The sequence below is a fragment of the Paenibacillus massiliensis subsp. panacisoli DSM 21345 genome (assembly GCF_000426545.1).
Classification (GTDB): domain Bacteria; phylum Bacillota; class Bacilli; order Paenibacillales; family Paenibacillaceae; genus Paenibacillus; species Paenibacillus panacisoli.
On sequence record NZ_KE384535.1, the window covers coordinates 129,857 to 152,451 of the forward strand.

The 22,595-nt window shown below is 49.6% G+C and carries 13 protein-coding genes; 12 read left to right on the forward strand and 1 reads right to left on the reverse strand.

The genetic code is table 11. The features are described from left to right. Positions 1 to 122 precede the first annotated feature (122 nt). The 11 genes from K331_RS0126235 to K331_RS0126285 all read left to right on the forward strand — a co-directional run bounded on the left by K331_RS0126235 (position 123) and on the right by K331_RS0126285 (position 18,868). On the forward strand, positions 123 to 2,039 hold the full coding sequence (locus K331_RS0126235; RefSeq protein WP_028592591.1) for a beta-glucoside-specific PTS transporter subunit IIABC: 1,917 nt from the start codon (positions 123 to 125) through the stop codon (positions 2,037 to 2,039). 14 nt (positions 2,040 to 2,053) lie between these two features. Then, positions 2,054 to 3,541, forward strand: a complete 1,488-nt coding sequence (gene ascB / locus K331_RS0126240) for a 6-phospho-beta-glucosidase (protein WP_051290056.1) — start codon at positions 2,054 to 2,056, stop codon at positions 3,539 to 3,541. 103 nt (positions 3,542 to 3,644) lie between these two features. Then, positions 3,645 to 4,067, forward strand: coding sequence for a VOC family protein (locus tag K331_RS0126245; protein WP_028592593.1), 423 nt, complete (start codon positions 3,645 to 3,647; stop codon positions 4,065 to 4,067). A gap of 218 nt (positions 4,068 to 4,285) precedes the next feature. Further along, entirely contained in the window at positions 4,286 to 5,866 is a 1,581-nt protein-coding gene (locus tag K331_RS0126250; RefSeq protein ID WP_028592594.1) for a spore germination protein, read from the forward strand. Further along, the gene (locus K331_RS0126255; RefSeq protein WP_051290057.1) at positions 5,863 to 7,062 is read left to right on the forward strand and encodes a Ger(x)C family spore germination protein; all 1,200 of its coding nucleotides are present in this window, start codon (positions 5,863 to 5,865) and stop codon (positions 7,060 to 7,062) included. Before K331_RS0126250 ends, K331_RS0126255 begins: the two co-directional genes overlap by 4 nt. Before the next feature lies 1 nt (position 7,063). After that, complete coding sequence (locus K331_RS0126260; RefSeq protein WP_018882957.1) at positions 7,064 to 7,297, forward strand: hypothetical protein; 234 nt, start codon at positions 7,064 to 7,066, stop codon at positions 7,295 to 7,297. 18 nt (positions 7,298 to 7,315) lie between these two features. Continuing rightward, positions 7,316 to 8,407: a GerAB/ArcD/ProY family transporter gene (locus K331_RS0126265; protein WP_028592596.1), complete on the forward strand. Its 1,092-nt coding sequence runs from the start codon at positions 7,316 to 7,318 to the stop codon at positions 8,405 to 8,407. 178 nt (positions 8,408 to 8,585) lie between these two features. Further along, the gene (locus K331_RS0126270) at positions 8,586 to 11,171 is read left to right on the forward strand and encodes a LuxR C-terminal-related transcriptional regulator (RefSeq protein WP_028592597.1); all 2,586 of its coding nucleotides are present in this window, start codon (positions 8,586 to 8,588) and stop codon (positions 11,169 to 11,171) included. A gap of 234 nt (positions 11,172 to 11,405) precedes the next feature. Beyond that, positions 11,406 to 12,386, forward strand: coding sequence for an RCC1 domain-containing protein (locus tag K331_RS32885; RefSeq protein ID WP_226383699.1), 981 nt, complete (start codon positions 11,406 to 11,408; stop codon positions 12,384 to 12,386). A gap of 9 nt (positions 12,387 to 12,395) precedes the next feature. After that, a complete protein-coding gene (locus tag K331_RS0126280) occupies positions 12,396 to 17,843 on the forward strand; it encodes an invasin domain 3-containing protein (RefSeq protein ID WP_226383700.1) in 5,448 nt (1,815 codons plus the stop codon). Positions 17,844 to 18,010: 167 nt separating this feature from the next. Then, the gene (locus K331_RS0126285) at positions 18,011 to 18,868 is read left to right on the forward strand and encodes a Cof-type HAD-IIB family hydrolase (protein WP_028592600.1); all 858 of its coding nucleotides are present in this window, start codon (positions 18,011 to 18,013) and stop codon (positions 18,866 to 18,868) included. A 276-nt stretch (positions 18,869 to 19,144) separates the two neighbouring features. Here the strand turns inward: K331_RS0126285 and K331_RS0126290 are convergent, their stop codons facing one another. Next, on the reverse strand, positions 19,145 to 20,209 hold the full coding sequence (locus K331_RS0126290) for a bifunctional 3-deoxy-7-phosphoheptulonate synthase/chorismate mutase (protein ID WP_028592601.1): 1,065 nt from the start codon (positions 20,207 to 20,209) through the stop codon (positions 19,145 to 19,147). A gap of 575 nt (positions 20,210 to 20,784) precedes the next feature. On the opposite strand from K331_RS0126290, the gene K331_RS0126295 reads away from it, so the two are divergent. After that, the gene (locus K331_RS0126295; RefSeq protein WP_226383709.1) at positions 20,785 to 22,434 is read left to right on the forward strand and encodes a CotH kinase family protein; all 1,650 of its coding nucleotides are present in this window, start codon (positions 20,785 to 20,787) and stop codon (positions 22,432 to 22,434) included. Positions 22,435 to 22,595: the final 161 nt, after the last annotated feature.

A 22,595-nucleotide genomic window follows, 5' to 3' on the forward strand; every position in this document is an offset into this window, starting at 1 on the left:
TTGTTACCGTTCAATCAGGCAATACCCGGATGATGTGAGGATGGACCGCAGGCGCGGACTCTCTTTGTCATTGTCCGGTTTTTTTGTATTGATTCTACAAATTGAAAATGGGGGGATTCCTCTTGAACCATCAGGAGACAGCGAAGAAAATCGTGGAGGGTGTCGGCGGTAAGAGCAATATTAATTCTGTCTATCACTGTGTAACTCGGCTCCGCTTTGAGCTGAAGGATAACGCCAAGGCGGATAAAGGTGCGCTGGAGCGACTAGATAAGGTTATGGGTACGAACATTGCTGGAGAGCAGTATCAGGTCATTATTGGCAATGATGTATCCAAGGTGTTCGATGCATTGACGGAGCAGCATCCTGATTTGAAAGAGAAGAAGGAAGCGCCAACTGAAGGCGCAAGCTCCAAAAATGTCATATCTCGCCTGTTCGAATTCATTGCGAGTGTATTTGCACCGATTCTGCCGGCTGTAGCCGGAGCGGGTCTGCTCAAAGGATTCATTGCACTGTTCGTATCTCTGGGGTGGGCAACGGCAGGTACAGATACGTACCGCATCATTTCGGCGATTGGGGACAGTGTGTTCTATTTCCTGCCGATGCTGATTGCCTTCAGTGCAGCTCGTAAATTCAATGCCAATCCATATGTAGCGGCTGCGGTCAGTATGACCTTGATGGCACCGGACATCGGCGCGCTGCTATCTAGCGGCAATCCGGTCAGCTTCTTGGGCATTCCGGTAGTATCGGTAAGCTATGCGTCATCGGTCATTCCCATTCTACTCTCCATCTGGCTGCTGTCTTATGTAGAGAAGGGCTTCAATCGCATCATTCCAGCTTCGCTGAAGCTGCTGCTCGTTCCGCTCTTCAGCTTGCTGGTTGTCGTCCCGATTACGATGATTGCTATCGGACCCCTCGGTACGCTGATCGGTAACGGCTTGTCTGGCGGGATCAACTGGCTGCTGTCCGAGGGCGGACTGCTGGCAGGGCTTCTCTTGGGCGGCGGTATGGCATTAATCGTCATGACGGGAATGCATTATGCGCTAGTTCCGGTCATTCTCAGCAATTTGGCGAATCTGGGCTTTGATAAATTTCTGCCACTCACGTATATCTCCAATATGGGGCAGGCAGGTGCGACGGCAGGAGTGTTCATCCGTGCAAAGGATAAAAAGCTGAAATCATTGGCATTATCGACCTCCATTACCGCGCTCATGGGTGTGACCGAGCCAGCGATGTACGGGATTAATATGCGCTACAAGAAGCCATTCGTAGCCGGAATGATCGGGAGTGCTGCTGGCGGCGGCTTCGCCCTCATGTTCGGCGTTAATGCCTATGTGCTAGCTGGAAATGGCGGCCTGCCGGGCATCCCGGCCTTCATCGGTCCTACCTTCGGCTATGCGCTGGGTGGCCTGGCGATTGCGTTCGTCGTATCGCTTGTGGCTTCCGTTATTATGGGGATCAAGGAGGACGCTGTTGCACCACTGGAAGGTGAGCAGGCGAAGGCCACTGAAGGTCAAGCGGTATCTGAATCTTCAGCTTCTTCTGTCACGGCTGTGGAGGAGGAGCATTATGAGCTTCACGATGAGACAGTGGGCTCCCCTGTAAATGGCAAGATTATTCCATTGAACGAGGTGAATGATCCGACCTTTGGTGAGGAAATGATGGGCAAGGGCATTGGCTTCGTTCCGGCAAATGGTGAACTGGTGTCTCCGGTGAACGGGAAAATTATGAATGTATTCAAGACCAAGCATGCTATCGTCATTCGCAGTGAGCAAGGTGCTGAGCTGCTAATCCACGTAGGCATTAATACGGTGAAGCTGCGCGGTCAATTCTTCGAAGCGTATGTTCAGACTGGCGATGTTGTAAGAGCCGGGGACAAGCTGCTGAGCTTCGAACTGGATAAGATTGCCGAGCAATATGACATCACGAGTGTCATGGTCGTGACGAATACGGCTGAATATGCATCCATTCAGGGACTGAAGCTTGGTGAGGTAGCTGCTACTCAGCCAGTGCTTGAAGTGAAGACGACAACCAATTCTTGAGGAGGAGTGATCATATGACTACCAACCCGAAGCTGCCAAAGGATTACCTGAAGGGATTCCCACAGCATTTCATGTGGGGAGGTGCGATTGCTGCCAATCAGGCCGAAGGAGCCTTTGATGCAGGAGGCAAAGGGCTATCGACGGCAGATATGGTCCCTTACTTCGAGAAGAAGGACTACACGAATCTAAAGGCCTTGATGCACGTCAGCAGTGACACGATTGAGAAGGCTATTGCACATCAGAGTGCCCAAGGCTATCCGAAGCGATATGGCATTGATTTTTATCATCGGTACAAAGAGGATATTGCCCTGTTCGCAGAGCTTGGCTTCAAGGCCTTCCGCCTATCCATTAACTGGGCACGTATCTTCCCGAACGGGGATGATGCGCAGCCGAACGAGCAAGGTCTACAGTTCTATGAGAACGTCTTTACAGAAATGAAGAAGCATGGCATCGAGCCGATTGTGACGCTCTCTCATTACGAAATGCCGATCTCACTGGTACTGAACTATGGAGGCTGGACGAATCGGAAGGTAGTAGCCTTCTACCTGAAATATGCCGAGACCGTCATGAACCGCTACAAGGATCTGGTCACATACTGGCTTACCTTCAACGAGATCAATACGACGATCATTGAACCATTCACTGGTGGCGGCGTGGTGGAGGATCGTGTGGAGAACGTGCAGGAGGCCTCCTATCAGGCACTGCATCATCAGTTCGTTGCTAGCAGTCTGGCTACCAAGCTTGCCCGTGAGATTAATCCCGAGTTCCAGATTGGCTGTATGTTGGCCCGCATGATTCACTATCCGGCTACGAGCAGCCCGGATGACGTTCATCAAGCCTTGGTCGATAATCAGTTGAATCTGCTGCATACGGATGTACAGGTACGCGGAGCCTATCCGGCCTTTATCCATCGTTATTTTGCTGAGCAGGGAATTACAGTGGTGATGGAGCCAGAGGATGAGGAGATTCTGCGGAAGCATACGGTAGATTTCATCTCCTTCAGCTATTACACTTCATTGGTATCCACGACGACGCCTGAAAAATATGGTGTGACGGGCGCCAACCTCTACAGCTCGGTCAAGAATCCGAATCTGGAGGTCACGGAATGGGGCTGGCAGATGGACCCGCTTGGGCTGCGTATTGTCCTGAAGGAGCTGTATGACCGCTATGGTGTGCCTTTATTTGTAGTCGAGAATGGCCTTGGCGCACGCGATCAGGTGGAACCAGATGGCTCCATTCATGATCAGTATCGAATTGACTATATGCGCAAGCATATTACGGCGATGAAGGAAGCCGTCATGGATGGCGTCGAGGTGATGGGCTATACAAGCTGGGGAGCCATTGATATCATCAGCGCTTCTACCTCGGAGATGTCCAAGCGCTATGGAGTGATCTATGTGGATCAGGATGACCATGGACAGGGGACGCTGGAGCGTTCCCGCAAGGATAGCTTCTATTGGTATAAGAAGGCCATCGCGTCCAACGGGGAAGACTTGAGCTAATTTTCATATCACGATATGGTTAATGGCTGCACTACTCGAACATAATGGTAGGGTATAATGATGAAGTATCCACCACACTATGGACATAGGAGTTGACGCAGTTATGGCAGTGGGATTGAATGTCTACCTGGTTACTGATGGCAACGGTCGTGAAGCGGTTGAGTTTTATAAGGACGTATTCGGAGGCGAGGTGATGATGATCTCGACCTTTGGGGATTCTCCGTCGGACCCGAATCATCCTACACCACCTGAAGCGAAGGATCGGATTATGCATGCCTCGATCAAGATTGGCGACTCTATGCTGATGCTATCTGATACGTTTCCTGGGATGCCGCATACCAAGGGAGATAATGTGACGGTATCGGTTCAGGCTGACAGCCCGGAGGAAGCACGTACCATCTTCGGCAAGCTGCAGGAGGGCGGCAATGTAATTATGCCCATACAGGAGACGTTCTGGAGCCCAGCCTATGGTATGGTGACAGATAAATACGGTGTTCTTTTCCATGTCAACTGCAATACAGTGTAATTAGCCTGTTCTAAACAAACTTTAATACGCCTCTTGCATTCGAACATGTGCAGACTCATGTTATCGGATATGCAAGAGGCGTTTTTCTCGTGGTCGGTGAGATTTGCGGGGAAATGAAGGTATAAATGAAAGATGCTATTGGAAATAATTATCCAGTAATATCTTTGCTTTCGTAGATATTAGAAGCAGCATGATTAAACGACCTGAGGTGAAGTGGGATGAGAAGAACCCGTCATAATCCATTGAATCCATCTGCAGATGATTCTATCCGTACAGAGCAACAGGTACTCGGACAGTCATTACATAGATCACTTAACAGAAATATAGAGATGATTCGAAATGAGAGCGGTAATAGCCCGGATATTGTTATTCAGACATACTATTGGAATAACATAAGGGACAGCATTGCGGTCATATACACCACTGGGCTTGTCGATTCCCAAATCGTGTTAAGACATATTGTAGAACCATTGCAAGCAGAAGGACGACAGCTCCTTCATAAGGAAGCTGTATTGCCTGATGAAGATCGGCTTGATCAGGTAAAGGAAGTGTTAACGACAACAGAGGTTAAGGAAACGAATGAGCTGGAGAATATATATGACTTCTTATTGTCTGGCAGTACGGTAGTATTGCTGGATGGCTGTGCTACTGCGCTGATTGCCTCTTCTGCTGGAGGCGAGGAGCGTAGCGTCTCTGAGTCTTCGACGCAAACGGTCATCAGAGGGCCCCGGGATGCCTTCATAGAATCCATCGGGACCAATACGGCGTTAATTCGTCGGAGGATTAAAAGTCTTCATCTATGGCTTGAAATGTTTCGCTTGGGCAGGGTAACCGGCACACAAGTAGGTATGATGTATATTGATGGCATAGCCAACAAGGACATTGTCGCAGATGTCAGACGCAGGCTCACCAAGATCGATATTGATGGAATTCTGGAAAGTGGTTATGTCGAGGAACTAATTCAAGATAAGACCTTTACGCCATTCCCGACGGTGCAAAATACGGATCGACCCGACGTTGCAGCTGCAGCATTATTGGAGGGCCGAATTGTCATCTTGGTCGATGGGACGCCATTTGTCCTGATTTGTCCAACGCAGTTCATACAATTTTTTCAGGCCAGTGAGGACTACTATCAACGCTGGGATATCGCCTCCCTGATTCGCTTGCTACGATATTTTTCGTTCGTCATCTCTTTATTAGCTCCTTCAATCTATTTAGCAATCACTACCTATCATCATGAATTGATACCTACAGAGCTTATTGTCACCTTGGTGGCACAAAGGGAAGGTGTCCCACTGCCAGCTTTTGTGGAAGCCCTGATGATGGAGGTTATGTTTGAAGTCTTACGCGAGGCGGGTACGCGAATGGGGCGGGCCATTGGGTCTTCAATCTCCATCGTAGGTACGTTGGTTATCGGCCAAGCTGCCGTAGAAGCAGGTATCGTATCGGCTGCCATGGTTATTGTTGTAGCCTCTACAGCCATTGCGAATTTCGTATCTCCCTCTTTTAATATTGGCATATCTGCCCGCATACTGAGATTCCTCCTGATGGTGCTGGCGGCTACCTTTGGATTATATGGCGTGACTATTGGAATTATTGCCATTACCCTCCATATGTGTAGTCTGAGATCCTTTGGTGTTCCCTATCTAGGCTCAATAGCCCCATTCAGCAAGCATGATCAGCAGGATGTATTGATTCGTATGCCGCGATGGGCCATGCTGAAGCGTCCAGTATTTATGAAGCCAGTCAATAATGTTCGAACACGTCCAGAAGCTGACGATGAAGGAAGGCTATCATGAAAATATGGTTCAAGACGTGCTGCTGCATATGCTGTATGAGTCTGTTGCTGACCGGATGTTGGAACAAAAGGGAACTGAATGAGCTGGCTATTGTTGCCGGACTTGGAATTGACAAGATAGATGATCAGTATTCAGTCACCATACAGGTCATCAATCCGAGTGCGGTTGCTGGCTCCAAAACAGGAGGAAGTCTTGCTCCAGTAGCTACCTATACGATCAAGGGAAAATCTTTGTTTGAAGTATTTCGAAGAGTTACGCTCGTCTCACCTCGCCGCTTGTATGCCTCGCATCTACGCGTTGTAGTCATTGGAGAAGAGGCGGCAAGAGCTGGAATTGGACATATGCTGGATTATCTATCCCGCAATTATTTGTTTCGAACGGATTTTTATATCCTCGTTAGCAAGCAGACTCAGGCCGCTAACATCATGAGAACCTTGACGATCCTTGAGAAAATTCCCTCCAACAAATTGTATGCCTCATTAGAGGCGACAAGTAGAGCATGGGGTGCAACGGCTAAAGTTACTCTGGATGAACTGATCAATGAAATAGGGACGGTAGGAAAAGACCCGGTACTCGGCATAATCAGAATTGTAGGAGATAAGGAAATGGCTGGTCTGCAGGAGAACACGCAAAAAATTCAAGGTAATGTGCTACTCCAATATGATGGTATGGCTGTATTTCACAACGACAAACTGATAGGCTGGCTCAATGAAGAGGAAGGTAAGGCGTATAGCTATATAACCGACTCTATTAGGAGTACCGTGGAGGTCGTACCGTGTCCTCAAGGTGAAGGTACAGTAACGCTGAAAGTCCTGTCTGCTAAAAGCAAAATCAAGGGATTCGTAATAAACAATCAGCCAGTAGGTGCAATTGAGGTCAAGGCTCAGGCTGATGTGGGAGAGGTAAGCTGCAGCAGCCTGGATCTGACCCAGGAGGCAACGATACGACAGCTGGAAAAGGAGATGGAGAAGTATCTAAAGGAACAATTGGAGCATACCGTTCAAAAAGCTCAGGAAACGTTTCATACTGACTTTCTGGGTATGGGCAGCACCATTCATCGGGCCAATCCCAAGCAATGGAAGCTGTGGAAGGAGAATTGGGATCATCATTTTGAGCAGATGCAGATAAGTGTACATGTAGACGTTCAATTAAGAGGGATGGGCAGAACTACTAATACCTATGAGGTGAAGCAGTGATATGCGGGGCTTGTTTCTGGTAACTGTTGCAGTGGCTGCGGTTTTTCTACTGGAAAAACCGCATGTAAGCCGAATCGCGAACCGTAAGGATAAGGCCGTGTTCTATATCTTGCTAGGATGTGCTTTCGTTGCTGGGATGCTGCAATCGTTTGAGTTCGAGCTACCCAATCCTACAATGATTCTTACAACGATTTTCAAGCCGATCCATGAACAGATTCAGTTGCTTTTAAAGTGAAAGGGGCAAAAATCCGTTATGGAAACAGAGAAAATAAGCAGTCGGCAACTAACGATTTTGACGATTAACTTTACATTTGGTACGTCCATATTGGTTGTTGCCTCACTGCTAGCGATACAGGTGAAACAAGATGCCTGGATCTCATCTATCATTGGTATGCTGGTGAATATACTAATGGTTTCTTTGTATATTTTGCTCTTGAATATGTATCCGGGCCTGACCCTGGCACAAATGACAGAGGTCATTTTAGGCAAGTGGCTGGGAAAGGTCATTTCGATCCTGTATGTCCTTTTTTTCTTTCTTCTAACGGTCTATCTGATTAATTTAACGGCTAACTTTATTGTTACGACGATCTTCACAGATACTCCGTTAATCGCCATTCACATCACTTTTACTTTGGTTGTGGTCATGGCTGTTCGGTATGGGCTTGAGGTCTTCTCACGAGCAGCTGAGTTATTTGCACCATTTATATTTGTCTGCTTCTTGTTCATTTTTATTGCGTTAATTCCCCTTATTGATGTTACGAAAATTGAGCCTGTATTTGAGGCTGGTATTGGGCCTATTTTGTATACAGGGGTTCATTTTGCTTCCATTCAAGAGCTTGTGTGCTTCATGATGGTGGCTCCATTTATAAATCGGCCCAAGCAGATCCCGAAGGCTTTGCTGCTTGGGGCAGGAATTGGGGGGCTAATTATCGTCATGGTGACAACCATTTCTATGCTTGTACTTGGCCCTGATTTTTCGGCAAGAAACCTGTTCCCGGCCTTCGTGCTTGCTAAGAAGATCAGTCTGGGACAGTTTTTGCAGCGTGTGGAAATCATTATGTTGGCTATCTGGTTTTTGGGTGTATTCATCAAGACGACAGTATGTTTGTTTAGTACTGTGTTGAGCCTGGCACAGACGCTGAATATGAAAAATTATAAGTTATACACCTATCCGGTTGGTATTCTAATGGTTGTGTATACTTCGTTAGTCTATCCTAACGTTACAGCATACTTAGAGTTCCTGTTTGAAACGTGGTACTTGTACTCATACACGATGATGCTGGTGATTCCGCTGTTACTGCTTGTTATTGCACTGATACGGCACTGGATCAGGAAAGTGACTTGATACCACAGACATCCAAGCGGTGTTTTTTCATTAACAGGAGTAACCTCATTAATTCCCTGATCGATTCATGAACTCAAGGGCGTATTACAGAACCAGATGCTTAGGCATTCCGGTAGAGAGAATTTGACGCTATAATAAAGAACGAATTCCACGCCCACAGCAATGGAGGCTTCACAGCATGAATACCCCTGTTATTTTGAAATACAAGCTTCAAATGCCTGCTTTAAGGCCTAATCTGGTAAAAAGAGTCGCGTTGCATGCGCCTGTCCGTGGCTTATCTTCGCCAAAGCTAATACTGATTGTTGCTCCTGCCGGGAGTGGAAAGACGACGGCCATGGCCCAATATATGGAGATGAGCTCAGCGCGAACAACTTGGTATTCTCTAGGGGAGCACGATAACGACCTGCGCCGATTCTGGCGATACGTCGTACATGCGCTGGCTCCTTACCTCGCTGCCGGGGCTAGCGAGCGCTTGCTTCCACTGCTGGCCGAACATCAGGAGCACGCACTGCATCAATTTCTGGATCAATGCTTGAATGAACTATATGATGCGCCGGAGCCCGTAATGCTGGCACTTGATGATTACCATCTGATTACACGCCCCGAAATCCATGGAAGTCTTCACTATTGGCTGGAGCATCTGCCTTCATCTATACAAGTGATGCTCGCTTCACGGTTTGAACCCCCATTCGAAGGACTGCACAAATGGATCGTTCGTGGTGAAGTGAAGCGTATCAACGCAAAAGAACTGGCATTTACGATGCGAGATGCTGAACAGCTCTGTCAGTCTGTGCTGGAGGTTGCCCTGCCATCACAGTGGGTAGAAGCTCTGGTAGCGCGCACCGAGGGCTGGGCCGCAGGTCTGCAGCTTGCCTTGATGTCATTGCAGCAGCGAAGTAGTGATCAATGGTCTGCCTGGATTCACACAGGACATGTTGGACAGCAGCTTGAGGAGTATCTTTTTCAGGAGTTATGGAAGGGTCTCGATGAGCAGATGGGTACTTTTTTGCTAGAGACCTCTATTCTAAGAAAGTTCAATGCTGCATTGTGCGCCGATATTACTGGCCAGGGGAGCTGTAACAGCAAGCTGGCATTTCTGGAACGAAACGGTCTGTTTCTGGTGCACATTCAGCAAGACGAATACCGCTATCATCATCTGGTTCGTGAATTTTACGCCCGTATGCTGAAGCAGCAAGCTCCTGCGCGCTGGATTGAGCTGCATAGACAGGCTAGCCTGGTCCATGCTCAGATGGGCTTAAGCGAAGAGGCCATTGATCATGCCTTCATGGCTGAGGACTATGAGCTGGCTGCTTCGCTGCTCGACAGGCATCTGCATGAGCTGGTTACGCGTGGGGAGTTCACGCTGCTGCAGAATGATTTTGCCCGTTTTCCAGCATCCTTTGCGTTGCCGCCGCGACTGCAGCTGGTCAATGCATTTGTGCATTTGTTCATGGGGCAGCGGCAGGTGACGCAGAGCTTGATAGAGCAACTGGAGCAGGGATTAATGGGTCACTCACAACAGGTCGAGCCAGAATGGCTGAGTGGTTTGTTTTTTGTGAAGGCTAATGACGCATTCTATTCGGGGCAGTTCGAGGAATGGTTCCAGTTCGCCGATTCTATCCCTGATCGATTGCCGAAGGACCCGGTATTTTATGATTTTAATTATAACTTCAATCAACCGCTTGTAAGAAATACGACATTTGGCCTGAAGGGTGTAATTACGCCTACTACAGCAGAGGTCGGGGAGCGTATCTGTTCCATTCTGAGCCGCAATGGCTGGTCAGAGTCATTAATGTGTCAATATGTCATCCAATCTCTTGCGGAGGGCTACTATGAATGGAACGAGCTGGATCGGTGTGATGAGTTCCTGAGCAGACTGATTGCAGATGGGAGATATTTGGAGGTGCCGGGCTTGTATGTGCCTGTGCGGATCATGATGGCGAAGCGTCGACTGGCGGCAGGTGAGCCTGCAGCAGCCCGGATTATTATTCAGGAAAGTATGCAGCGTCTAGACCCTGCAACAGACGGCCATTGGTATAGAGCACTGCGGGCTTACCTTGTGGAGCTGCTTCTGGGTGAAGGAGAGAATCTGGCAGCAAGCAGAGAACAGCTTCAGAGCCAAGAGGATTCAGCGTCTCACCGCGTCCACCTGGGGAACGTTCAAGAGACGGTGACACTGGCGCGCTTGCATATGGCTAATGGGCAGGGAGAGAACGCGCGTGCCCTGCTGACCACACTGAGGTTGCAAGCGGAAGAAGTGAGAATGGTCAATATCATTGCTCTGACGATGGTGCTCCAAGCGAAGGCGGAATATATTCGTGGCAGGAAAAAAGAAGCTGTAGAAAGACTTAATGAGGCCTTGTTGCTCGTCCTGCCTTTCCGATATATTCGTACGTTTATAGATGAAGGAAAGTGGATGAGAGAGCTGCTGCAAGAGATTGCTACTGCGGTATCTCCAGACCAGCAATCGGCTCTGAAGGAATATATCAACATGCTATTGGCGGCAATGCAGCCCCAGGCAGAGTGGGGAAAGTCCATTCCTAACTCTTATGCTGGCATGGATTCTCTTAGCGCGCAAGAGCTGGAGGTGGTTCGGCTGTTGCATAGCGGCTGCACGAACCAGGAGATTGCTCATCAGATGGGCCTGACGCTGGGGACAATAAAGGTCTATCTGAACCGGATCTATAGCAAGCTGGGTGTTCGTTCACGCACACAGGCTGTTCTGGCTACCTCGAATAGTATCCAAGCTAGCCGCACGAGGTAAGAGGAAGCAGAAGACTAATGAACCCGGAGATTAACAAATCAGAAATGAATGAACGAGAGGATTAATAAATCAGAAGACTAGGGCGCTAGAAGACTGATAAATCTGAAGACTAATGATCCAGAAGACTGATAAATAGAGATTAATGCATGAGATGAAGCTCCTAAACCAGGGGGCTTCTTTTTTTGCAGAACAGTTAACTTTGGTTAGTATTCCCTCATACTCGATTGTGCTAGTATGTCGATACGGCTGGTAGCGTTGACGACCTGGCTTCATTTCGTCGTTCGTCTACAGCTACTGAACTACCAAGAAGGGGAGGTTGCATTGCAAGTATTTCGAAAACTAGGCTGTGTGCTGCTCGTCATGTTGCTTGCCATGCCACAACTGGCGCCAAACGCACAGGCTGCGGACTCCATTTTTCCTACAGGAGTGAAGGCAGTCGGTGCAGGGTACCTGCACTCTCTGCTCATTGCAGAGGATGGTACAGTGTGGGCTTGGGGAGACAACTCCGCTGGCGCGCTTGGAGATGGTACATCGACCAGTCACTATCGACCGGTGCTGGTGACCAAGAGAGACGGTGCACCACTATCGAACGCAAAGGCTGTCTACGGAGGCGGATATTACTCTGTAGCCTTGCTAGAGAATGGCACCGTCTGGGCTTGGGGAAAGGGTAGCACTGGAACTCTAGGGAACGGTTCTCTTGAAGATTTGTCCCAAGCCGTTCAGGTGATGCAGTCCGACGGGTCACCATTGACACAGGTACAGAGTATAGCCGCAGGTTATAGCCATGTGCTTGCCCTCAAAACGGATGGCACGGTATGGGGCTGGGGAAGCAACGGCTCGAATACGTTGTCGGACTCGTGGGATAGCATGTATTCACGAGCTATTCAGATCAAAGCGTCGAGCAGCACTTACCTCACAGGTGTGAAGGAGGTCGCGGTCGGCGATTATCACTCCATGCTGCTCAAGCAGGATGGAACCGTCTGGGCATGGGGACATAATGGACTATCCCAGCTCGGGAATGGACATTCGAGCAATGGATCGGCCTATCCAGTTCAGGTAATGGACAGCTCCGATCAACCGCTTGATGCTGTCAGAAGCATCGTGGGTCACCGTTTAGGCGGTCTAGCCCTCCGTGATGATGGGACAGTATGGAGCTGGGGCTACAATGAGAACTTCAATCTGGGCATAGGCTCGGGAGTCACTAGCAGCAATTAGGCGATACAGGTGCTGCAATCCGGTTCGATTCCGCTCACAAATGTGGTCCGCATTTCGGGTGGCGGACGTCTTAGTATGGCCCAGAAGGCGGATGGGACAGTATGGTGGTGGGGGATGCAGAACCGGAACCTGCAGATGGCAGGCAGTCTTATTAGTGACATAGCCGATTTTTCTGCAGGTGATAATCATGGTCTGGTCCTGAAGAACGATGGCACTGTGTGGGGAGCGGGCTGGACTGCTTATGGAGAATTAGGAATCCCCTCGAATTCCCCGAATCGCTATCTAACACAGGCGATTCAGGTCTATCCGGCGCGCTCTGTCATAAGTGCTACGCCTAACCGAATCGATGCAGACGGGTTCAGTCAAGCGAGGATTACTGTCACCCTTCGTAATGGTGTCAATAATCTGCTGGGTTCCAGTGAAGGCATGGTGCAGCTCAGCTCTACGCTCGGGCAGCTAGGAGCAGTCACTGATCATGGTGACGGCACATACACAGCAGAGCTGACCGCGCCTATGATATCGGGCAATGCTGTGATCACCGGCACGCTGAATGGCTATCCTTTAGCATCCAGCGCAACAGTCGTCCTGAATGCATTGGCCCCTTCGGCAGCACTTTCGACCTTGAATGCAAGTCCGGCGATCGTGACGGCAGATGGCAGCAGTGAGTCTACACTTACGGTGCAGCTAAAGGATACCAACGGTAATCCGATCACTACGGGCGGACGGACGGTTCGGTTCAGCACGACAAATGGTACATTGAGCAGCGTAAGAGACATGGGCAACGGTACGTATGTATCTCAACTGCGGTCGCCGACAAGAACAGGAGAAGCTATAGTCACGGCGACGGTTGACGGCGTGTCCTTGCAGCAGCAAGCGAGGCTGCAATTTGTTCCAGGTGCTTTTTCTGCTGCGGTGTCTACTCTAAATACCAGTGCTACGACATTGACCGCAGATGGCAGCAGTGAGTCCACCATTACCTTGCAGCTGAAGGATGCCAATGGCAATTCGATTACTACGGGAGGGCGTACAGTCCGCATAAGCACAACAAGCGGTACTGCCGGCATCGTAAGAGATCTGGGAAATGGGACGTACACAGCACAGCTACGGTCACCAACCCAGAGTGGTACGGCTGTAGTCACGGCTACAGTAGACCATACAGCGATTCAGCAGACAGCAACGATTCACTTCGTTCCTGGTCCTGCATCTGCCGAGACCTCAGAGCTTATTGTGCCTCAGACTTCCATGGTCGCTGGAGAGGGTAGTCAGCAGGTTCGCGTACAACTGAAGGATGCTCACGGCAATGAACTTACGTCCGCCGGGGATGTTGTCAGACTGGAATACGGTCTTGGTACCTTCACGCAGGTAACCGCACTCGGTAATGGTAGCTACGCGGCATCCCTGAATGCAGGCACAATTGTAGGTAGTGATGCGATCAAAGCCACCGTGAATGGTATCATGTTGCAGTCCTCAACGATTGTTCATATCGTTCCGGGAGAGACATCCAGAGAACGGTCTGAATTCAAGGCAACCACAGGCTCGATCGTCGCTAATGGAAGTAGCCAGACAACCATAACACTGCGGACTATTGATCGTTATGGTAATCCACGGACTTCGTCAGCTGGTACCGTGAGCATGAGCACTACAGCAGGCTTCTTGTCCAACGTAACGGACCTGGGGAATGGTCAATACACGGCAACCTTGCGTTCTGCAAATAAGACTGGAATTGCTGTGGTGTCAGCAAGACTGGCTGACACGACCTTCCAGCAGACGGTCGAAGTAGCCTTTGTCGCAGGAGCAGCTGCTGCATCGAGGTCGACGCTAACCGCTGCCGAGAATAGGCTGATCGCGGGTAGTGGTAGTACGGAATTAACAGTACAGCTGCTAGACCTGCATGGCAATCCGTTATCCAGTGGCGGGGATCAGGTTGTCTTTCAGACCACAAGCGGTACGATTGATCAGGTCCAGGATCACGGGAATGGCCAATATAGTGCTGTGTTCACAGCACCCGAGGCTGTAGGTATATCTTCAATAGAGGCTATGGTGAATGGTAGCAAGCTGCAGGAAAGGCTCTCCATTCGCATATTACCAGGAATGGTGTCAACAGATCGTTCTGCCATCGAGTCCTTGCATCCTGAGATTGTAGCAAACGGTCTCAGTCAGAGCCTGATTACAGTTCGCTTGAAGGATGATTACGGCAATGCACTAGATGCAGGCGGGGACCAGGTGGTCTTCAATACGACAGCAGGTATACTTGGGAACACCGTGGACAACGGTGACGGCAGCTATTCGGTTCTATTATGGTCCAGTACGCTAGCAGGTAGAGCTGTCATATCGGCAAGGGTTAACGGTACAAGTCTTACAGCGTCTACAGCAGTAGAATTTATACCTGGTCCTGCATCTGCGACGGCTTCACTGCTTCGTACAGACCGGGGGGCTCTTACGGCCGATGGTGTGGATACGACAACGGTAACGGTGCAGCTAATGGATGCCTTCGGCAACGCGATTACAGCTGGCGGAGATGACGTTACCATGAGGAGTAGCACAGGAGTACTGGGCCCGATCACGGACCATGGTGATGGCACGTATACAGCGGAGCTGACAGCAGGGACAACTTCTGGTACTGCTACACTTTTGGCTTCTGTGAACGGAGAGTCCGTGCTGGAGCAGGGAAAGGTACAGTTGCTACCTGGTCCGGCAGTTGCTAAGACCTCGACCTTTGCAGTCTCAAGGACTTCGGCGACGGCAGATGGAAGCGACGCTATTACTGTGACGGTTCAGACAAGAGATCAGTATGGCAATGACCTGATTGAAGAAGTGACCGATCTTAGCCTGCAGCTGTCTTCGACACAGGGCACAATAAATGAACTGAAATATTCCGGACAAGGGCGCTATACAGCAGATCTGAGGTCTAGTAAGACAGGAGAGGCTGTCATTAGCGCTACGATGAATGGAATGGAGCTGATGAATGCTCCAATAACGGTGAATTTTGAAGCAGGAAAGCCTTCAGCTACATCATCGACCCTGGAGATTGAACAAGGCACGCTGATAGCTAATGGTAGAGAGACTGCACGGATTACACTACAGCTCAAGGATGCTACAGGCCATATAATTACTGATGAAATGGATGCATCGTTGCTTCGTCTGGAGTCTTCCTTGGGAATCTTGTCCCCGTTAGTCTATGTGGGAGAGGGGAGGTATACGGCGGAACTTCGTTCAACGAAGTCGGGCACTGCTCATCTTAGAGCATTTATGGATAGCACTGAATTAAAGGCTTCCGCCCAGGTCGATTGGCTCCCGGGCCCTCCACTAGCCTCCGCATCAGAGATATTGGTCTCTCAGAGGGTGCTACCTGCCAATGGCACAGCGACAGCTCGAGTGACAGTTCAGCTCATGGATGCTTATGGGAATCCGACGGCCAATGCTGAGGGCGTGAGCATTGAGGCCTCTCTAGGTACCGTGACGGAAGTAACTTACGGTGAATCGGAAGAGGCTATGACCGGGCTGTATAAGTTCGATATTCGCTCGACGGAGCCAGGTACTGCAGATGTCCGTGTGCTGATGAATGGAGAACAGATCTTTGCCCCGTTACAGGTCACCTTCACTGACGGCATGTGGTTCAACCCTTCTTCCTATCGTATTCAGGTGGGGGAGGCGGCTCAGACCGTCGTTGAGGTCACCTATGGACAGGAGAATTTCATCCACGATCAGACCGATGCTACACAATTTCGCTATGACGACAATATGCTTCGCATAGGTCAGGGATCGGATGGCAGATGGTACATGACGGGACTGCGAACCGGACAGACGGTTATTGAGGCCGTCTATGGGGGAGACAGAGGAACGCTGAGAGCCAGTGCTCCAGTCACAGTCTATGCACTGCCTGTACGACTGCAATTGGATGCTACACGCTATCAGGTCAAAGAAGGAGAGTATGGGCAGCTACATGTGACAGTTCATTATTCGAATGGAACCGAAGAAGACGTCACCTCAAGAGCGCTATATCATTTTAAGGATGATAGCTTTGCAGCTGTAGATGTTCAGGGACGCGTGCTGGGCATTCGGCCAGGAATGACGGAGCTGATCGTAAGCTACGAGGGGCTGGAGGCTACTGCGGATGTTATAGTTCTGACACGACAAGCGAATGAGCCGCCGAGTTCAGGCGGTGGTGACGGTAGCTCAGGTGGATCAGACGGTGGTTCCGCTCCGGGGAGAGGCTCAGGAAGCGCGAACGTAGATATGAATCCGGGCTCACTGCCTCCAACGGTCATTCAAGGGCAATCCATTGACCTCCAATTGCTACAGGATGGACAACTGCATCAGCAGGTCACACTGACAGCTGAGCAGATTGCTTCAGGGAAAATCACAGTGAAGATGACAGACAGCGCCAACGTATGGGGCGTGTTGATGGAGAAGAACACCCTGGCACGTCTACTTGTGCAAAATCCTGCTCTGGTGCTGGAATGGCATACACCCGTAGGAGTACTGGAGGTTCCTGTTGTGGAATTGAGTGAGGCGGCTAGAGCAACCACGGTCGATTCCATTCGTCTTACCTTGCAACTAGCTGATGAAGAAGAGCATGTACTTCTCAAGGATGCAGCTAACGGTGTAGGGGCAGTGATACGCGAGCATCCATTCACTGTAAGTCTCATCGGACAGCAAGGGAAAGGCGAAGAACAGCTGCTTGCTTTGCGTGCTCAGTCCATATTGTTCTCTGTGAGCACATGGGCAGACATGTCCGATCCGTACTGGACGGCAGCCGTCTATGATCCACACGTTGGATACTTCCGGTATGTCCCGTCTAAGCTTGTTCTACCAGGCACCGTCCAGCTTCGTCTTGCAACTGGCAAGCACTATACCTTGCTGGAGAATCACCCATCCTTCACGGATATGAAGGGGCACTGGGCGGAGCAAGCAGTGGAACTGCTTGCAAGTAAACTGATAGTGCAAGGCCGTGGAACAGGACGATTCGAGCCGGAACAGCCCGTCACACGGGCCGAGTTGGTCGCAATGCTGGACAGAATGCTTCATCCTGCTGACGATCACGACGAAGTCTCTTTTGCGAATGAGGGTGAAGAATGGTACGAAGCCGTGATGCGAAAGGCCAGCCTTGCAGGTTGGGTACGAGGCTATGAGGATGGAAGCTTGCGTCCCCAAGCTACGGTATCACGTCAGGAAATGATGGTTATGATCGCCAGAGCCATTCCATCAGCAGAGCAGGGCGAGCGTGAGGAGTCAACGGAGCAGGGTTTTTACGCGAAGCAAGGGAAAGCGATGCTGGGGAAGGGATTGAATGTTCAGGATTATGCTGATATTGCAGGGTGGGCTCAGGCTGATATAGCTAGACTCTCGATGCACGGTCTTCTCATAGGTGATCAGGAAAGTCGATTGTATCCTCAGCGTAACGCAACTCGTGCCGAGACGGCGTCGATACTCGCCCGAATCATGCAGCAGCAATGATATTGCAACAATCGCAGTAATTACAGTTATGGGAAATCAGCAGGCACAACTTGCCTGCTGATTTTTTTTGTGCAGAAAAGCTTGACTTGTAATGCGTTACAGAAATTATAGTGGGTGTACATTCACTCAACTGCTTTAGTTGGGGCAATCAAAGGAGCTAATGGAAGATGAACAATGCGGATCAAAGGATTGTATTTATAGATGTGGACGGGACGCTCGTCACTGATGATGGCTATGTACCCGAGTCGGCCCAGCTTGCTTGTAAAAAGGCCAGAGAAAATGGTCACATCCTGCTTCTGTGCACAGGTCGCTCAAAGGCTGAAATCTATGACGAGATATGGGATGTCGGGTTCGACGGAATTATCGGTGCTGGAGGCGGATTTGTAGAGTATCAGGGGGAGATGCTCTATCATAAAAAGGTGCAGCCAGAGGATGTGCAGCATATGGTGCGTTTCTTCAATGAACACGGCATAGATTTCTATCTGGAATCGAATTCTGCCCTCTATGCAAGCCGCAATCTGCGCTCTCATTTGGAGCGGAGAATTTATGGAGATGTTGACAATGATCCTGTGGCCAGAGAGAAGATGGAGCGTTCACCACATCCTTTCATCACGGGACTGACGTATGGTGAGGCTGATCTCTGCAAGGATGACGTCAATAAGGTATGCTTTCTGGAAAGCGAGGTTCCTTTTAGCCGAATCAAGGAGGAATTCCAGGGCAAATTCGAGGTCATTCAATGCACCGTTCCGGCCTTCGGCAGAGATAGCGGGGAAATGATGATTCCAGGCATTCACAAGGCCGTAGCCATTGAATATCTGCTGGAGCATCTGAAAATGTCCAGAGATACAACCATTGCTATTGGGGATGGCATGAATGATGCAGAGATGCTGGAATTCTGTGCTGTCGGGATTGCTATGGGCAATGCAAAGCCAGGATTAATAGGCCTTGCTGATCATGTAACGGATAGCGTAGAGAACGATGGGCTTTATAAGAGCTTTGTGCATTTTGGATTAGTAACAGAATGACGCTTGGTTACACCTGCATGGTAAGTATGCACGGCAAGCTCAAGGCGGGCATTTCGCCTCTCTGGGATTTCACTGCGGTCGGTTAACGCCTACTTTCCCTAGATCATTCAACATGAGATCAGATTCGGTCAAGGTACTTGGCTATTCTCCAGGCTATCATTAGACAAAGTCACTCGGATAATGTCACTTGGATAGACAAAGTCAGCGGAGCTACAAGCGTCCGCTGACTTTTTTGCTTCATAGATATTCATTTACACATGTATCTATGAGCTCCACTTACTTCAACAAACCCGACTCTCGCACGGAGCCCAGGAAACGCCCGAATTCCTCAATGTTCAGCTGCTGTGCTGCATCAGATAATGCAACGGCAGGGTTCGGATGCACCTCGACCATAACGCCGTCTGCTCCGGCAGCCAATGCTGCCTTGGCACATGGAGCCAGAATGTCCTTGCGGCCAGTGGAGTGAGTAACGTCCACCAGTACAGGGAGGTGAGTCTCCTGCTTCAGAATCGGCACAGCCGAGATGTCGAGCGTGTTGCGGGTAGCCTTCTCATAGGTCCGAATACCGCGTTCAATCAGCATGACCTGCTTGTTGCCCCGTGAGACGATGTATTCTGCTGCATGAATGAATTCATCAATTGTTGCCGCCAGACCACGCTTAAGCAGAATAGGGAGATTACTGTCCCCAGCAGCCTTCAGTAGCTCGAAATTCTGCATATTGCGTGCACCGATCTGAATGACATCAATATAGTCAGCGGCGAGCTCGATATGAGCCGGGTGGACAATCTCGCTAATTGTCTTCAGACCGAACTCCTCGGACACTTGCTTTAGAATCTTAAGCCCTTCAATACCCAGCCCCTGGAAATCATATGGGGAAGTACGAGGCTTAAAGGCACCACCACGCATAACCGTCATGCCCGCCTGCTTCAATGCAGCCGCAACCTCTCGCACCTGTTCGAGACTCTCAACGGAGCACGGTCCTGCGATCATGATCGGACTACCTGCACCTACCTGCACATCTCCAATGGACACGATGGTGTCTTCCTTTTGATTTTTACGGCTAACGAGCAGTTGCTTCTTGTGCTGGTCTTCCTGCAGGTGAAGGGAGGCCTGGAAAATCTGCTTGAACAGCTGCTTGACGGTATCGTTATGGAAAGGCCCAGTATTGGCGGCGACCAGTTCCTCCAGCATGTCCTTCTCACGAACGGGATCGAACTTGGGAACACCCTGCTTTTCCTTGAGTTGTCCAATTTCCTGGACCAGTGCTGCACGTTCTGATAATAGCTTCAGTAGCTCATGGTTAATCTCATTCAACTTGTCTCTTAATTGCTCCAAACTCATCGTTTCCTTCACTCCTCTGATTATAATTGGATTTGACTGGTATTTACTCCTGCGATCGCTTGCTGTAAATAGCCTGTTTGTCTGTAAAAAAATATGCAAAAAAGGCCCCCCGTCGCAAGGGACGAGGAGCCGTGGTACCACCCTTATTAGAAACAGCAAAGCATGCGCATCAATATGCAAATTGCAAGTGCCATCTCTCACTTCAGCCTTGTAACGTAAGGGATACGGATTGTCCTACTGGCTGCTATACATATTCAGCCCTTCAGCAATCGGCTCGGGAGTGAACTTCGGCGGGGTGCTCTCTCGGGTACTTTCAGTCCATGGTACCTCGTCCCTGTAACGAACATATTCCGCTTACTCTCTCCGTCATTGCCTTGTCTTATGAATTGAGTCCATATTAGCACGCTAACATGGATGTGACAAGATGCTAAAGTGATGCTTGGCAACCTAGACGCTTTAGTGTGGCGAATGGTGTGAGTGGATATTTAAGATTCATTCAAGGTTCATCCTCTAGACTTGGAGTATAGCAAATGGCTTGCAGCCCATTCCAAAGGAGGACTTTTACAGTGAAAAATATGATTCAAAGATTTGCTCTAGCGGCACTTGCCCTAATATTATTCGTTGCAACCATCAGCTGGATTGGTCATGACACCATATCCAGTGCTGAGGCGGAGGAGAGTGCCAGCTCTACTCCCGAATACGCATCTCTGTTCGAAGGGGATCGAATCATTAACGTGAACGTGACCATCGACGACGCAGATTGGGAGAGCATTCTGGCAAGTCCATTGGACAAGGAATACAAGAGCGTCAGTGCCGAGGTGGATGGTCATCAACTGGATCATGTGGGGTTCTCCACGAAGGGAAATATGACCCTAAGATCTGTAGCTTCCATGGAGGATTCGGATCGTTATAGCTTCCGGTTGAAATTTGACAAATATGACAAGACTCAGACCTTACTCGGCCTGGATAAAATGGTACTGAACAACAATTACTCAGATCCGTCATACCTGCGGGAATATTTACACTATGAGGCGCTGAGAAGCATTGGTCTGGACGTTCCGATGACAACGTTCGTGAACCTGTATGTTAACGGCGAGCTGTTTGGATTCTACACAGGTGTAGAATCTGTAGACGAGAGCTATCTGGAACGCAACTACGGGGAGGATTACGAAGAAGGCATTTTGTATGATACTGACGAGAAGAGCTATTTGCAGACGGAGGAGAACGGCGAGTACAGCACTTTGACCGAGGATCTGGGTACAGATGAGAATAAGGCTAGGCTTAAGAACTTCATTCAGGTGCTGAACGATATGCCAGAAGGTAAGAAAGGGGAGATTGAGAGTGTGTTGGATGTGGACTCCGCGTTGAAGTATATTGCTGGCAACGTGGTATTAGGCAATTATGACAGCTATAACGGGGATAAAGGACACAATTATATGCTGTATGGTGATGCCAATGGCAAGTTCACGGTCATTCCGTGGGACTTCAATATGTCCTTTAATGGCTATGGTGGAGGTAGAGGAGGCACGAGCAGTGACTCTGGGGCTAGTGGTAATACGAATGCGACGAACGTATCCATCGAGGAGCCTGTGCTCGGGATCAGCATGGACAAGGTGCCAATGATTAATAACCTGCTGGCGGTGCCCGAGTATAAGGCTCAATATCTTGAATATGTGAATCAGTTAGTTGATTACCTGGAGAGTATTGAAGGCAGAATCACCGAATTGAGTGATCTCATTCGTCCTTCTGTCGAGGCGGACCCTACGAAGTTCTATACGATGGAGCAATTTGAATCCAATATAGCCTACTCTGCTGTAGGAGATATGGGGGATATGAAAGGTGGTAGCGTGCCCCCATCTGACGGATCTCAGGGGATGACTCCTCCCGATGGGACGGTGCCAACTGAGGATGCTGGAAATATGGTCTCATCTAGTGGGGGAGCCTCGTCTGATGGACAGCCAGGAATGACACCACCGGAGGATTTCACGCCACCAGACGGTGCGATGGCTCCTCCAGCTAGACCGGATGGTACTGCTGGAGGAGAGAATGGGAATAGACCCTCTGGCAATGGAGGCGATCGTGGCAGCATGGGACTGATGGCATCCGGCTCCATTACCAGCTTTGCACTGAATCGACTAGCTAATCTGCAGGAGCAGCTGGGTAGGGAAGTGGTCTCGCTTCCAGCAGCGATGAATACTGATGCTGCAAGCGTGACCTCAGACTAGTATTTTGACTGGATACGATTTCTTGTCTGAATGATCTGCAGAGATCCGTGGTTAGCGGAAAGCGGGGAAGCCCTAGAGAAACGGAGTGTCCACCTTAAGCTTGCTGTTGATCAGCTTTTCAACTTCGTTCGAAAGAACAGCAAGCTTAACAATGGTTGACA

Bases quoted from the DNA above. Each gene is read 5' to 3' on its own strand.
- K331_RS0126255 (WP_051290057.1), top strand. From the start codon at position 5,863: ATGAAAATATGGTTCAAGACGTGCTGCTGCATATGCTGTATGAGTCTG.
- K331_RS0126270 (WP_028592597.1), top strand. From the start codon at position 8,586: ATGAATACCCCTGTTATTTTGAAATACAAGCTTCAAATGCCTGCTTTA.
- K331_RS0126260 (WP_018882957.1), top strand. From the start codon at position 7,064: ATGCGGGGCTTGTTTCTGGTAACTGTTGCAGTGGCTGCGGTTTTTCTA.
- K331_RS0126290 (WP_028592601.1), bottom strand. From the start codon at position 20,209: ATGAGTTTGGAGCAATTAAGAGACAAGTTGAATGAGATTAACCATGAG.
- K331_RS0126250 (WP_028592594.1), top strand. From the start codon at position 4,286: ATGAGAAGAACCCGTCATAATCCATTGAATCCATCTGCAGATGATTCT.
- K331_RS32885 (WP_226383699.1), top strand. From the start codon at position 11,406: ATGTCGATACGGCTGGTAGCGTTGACGACCTGGCTTCATTTCGTCGTT.
- K331_RS0126285 (WP_028592600.1), top strand. From the start codon at position 18,011: ATGAACAATGCGGATCAAAGGATTGTATTTATAGATGTGGACGGGACG.
- ascB (WP_051290056.1), top strand. From the start codon at position 2,054: ATGACTACCAACCCGAAGCTGCCAAAGGATTACCTGAAGGGATTCCCA.
- K331_RS0126295 (WP_226383709.1), top strand. From the start codon at position 20,785: ATGATTCAAAGATTTGCTCTAGCGGCACTTGCCCTAATATTATTCGTT.
- K331_RS0126265 (WP_028592596.1), top strand. From the start codon at position 7,316: ATGGAAACAGAGAAAATAAGCAGTCGGCAACTAACGATTTTGACGATT.
- K331_RS0126245 (WP_028592593.1), top strand. From the start codon at position 3,645: ATGGCAGTGGGATTGAATGTCTACCTGGTTACTGATGGCAACGGTCGT.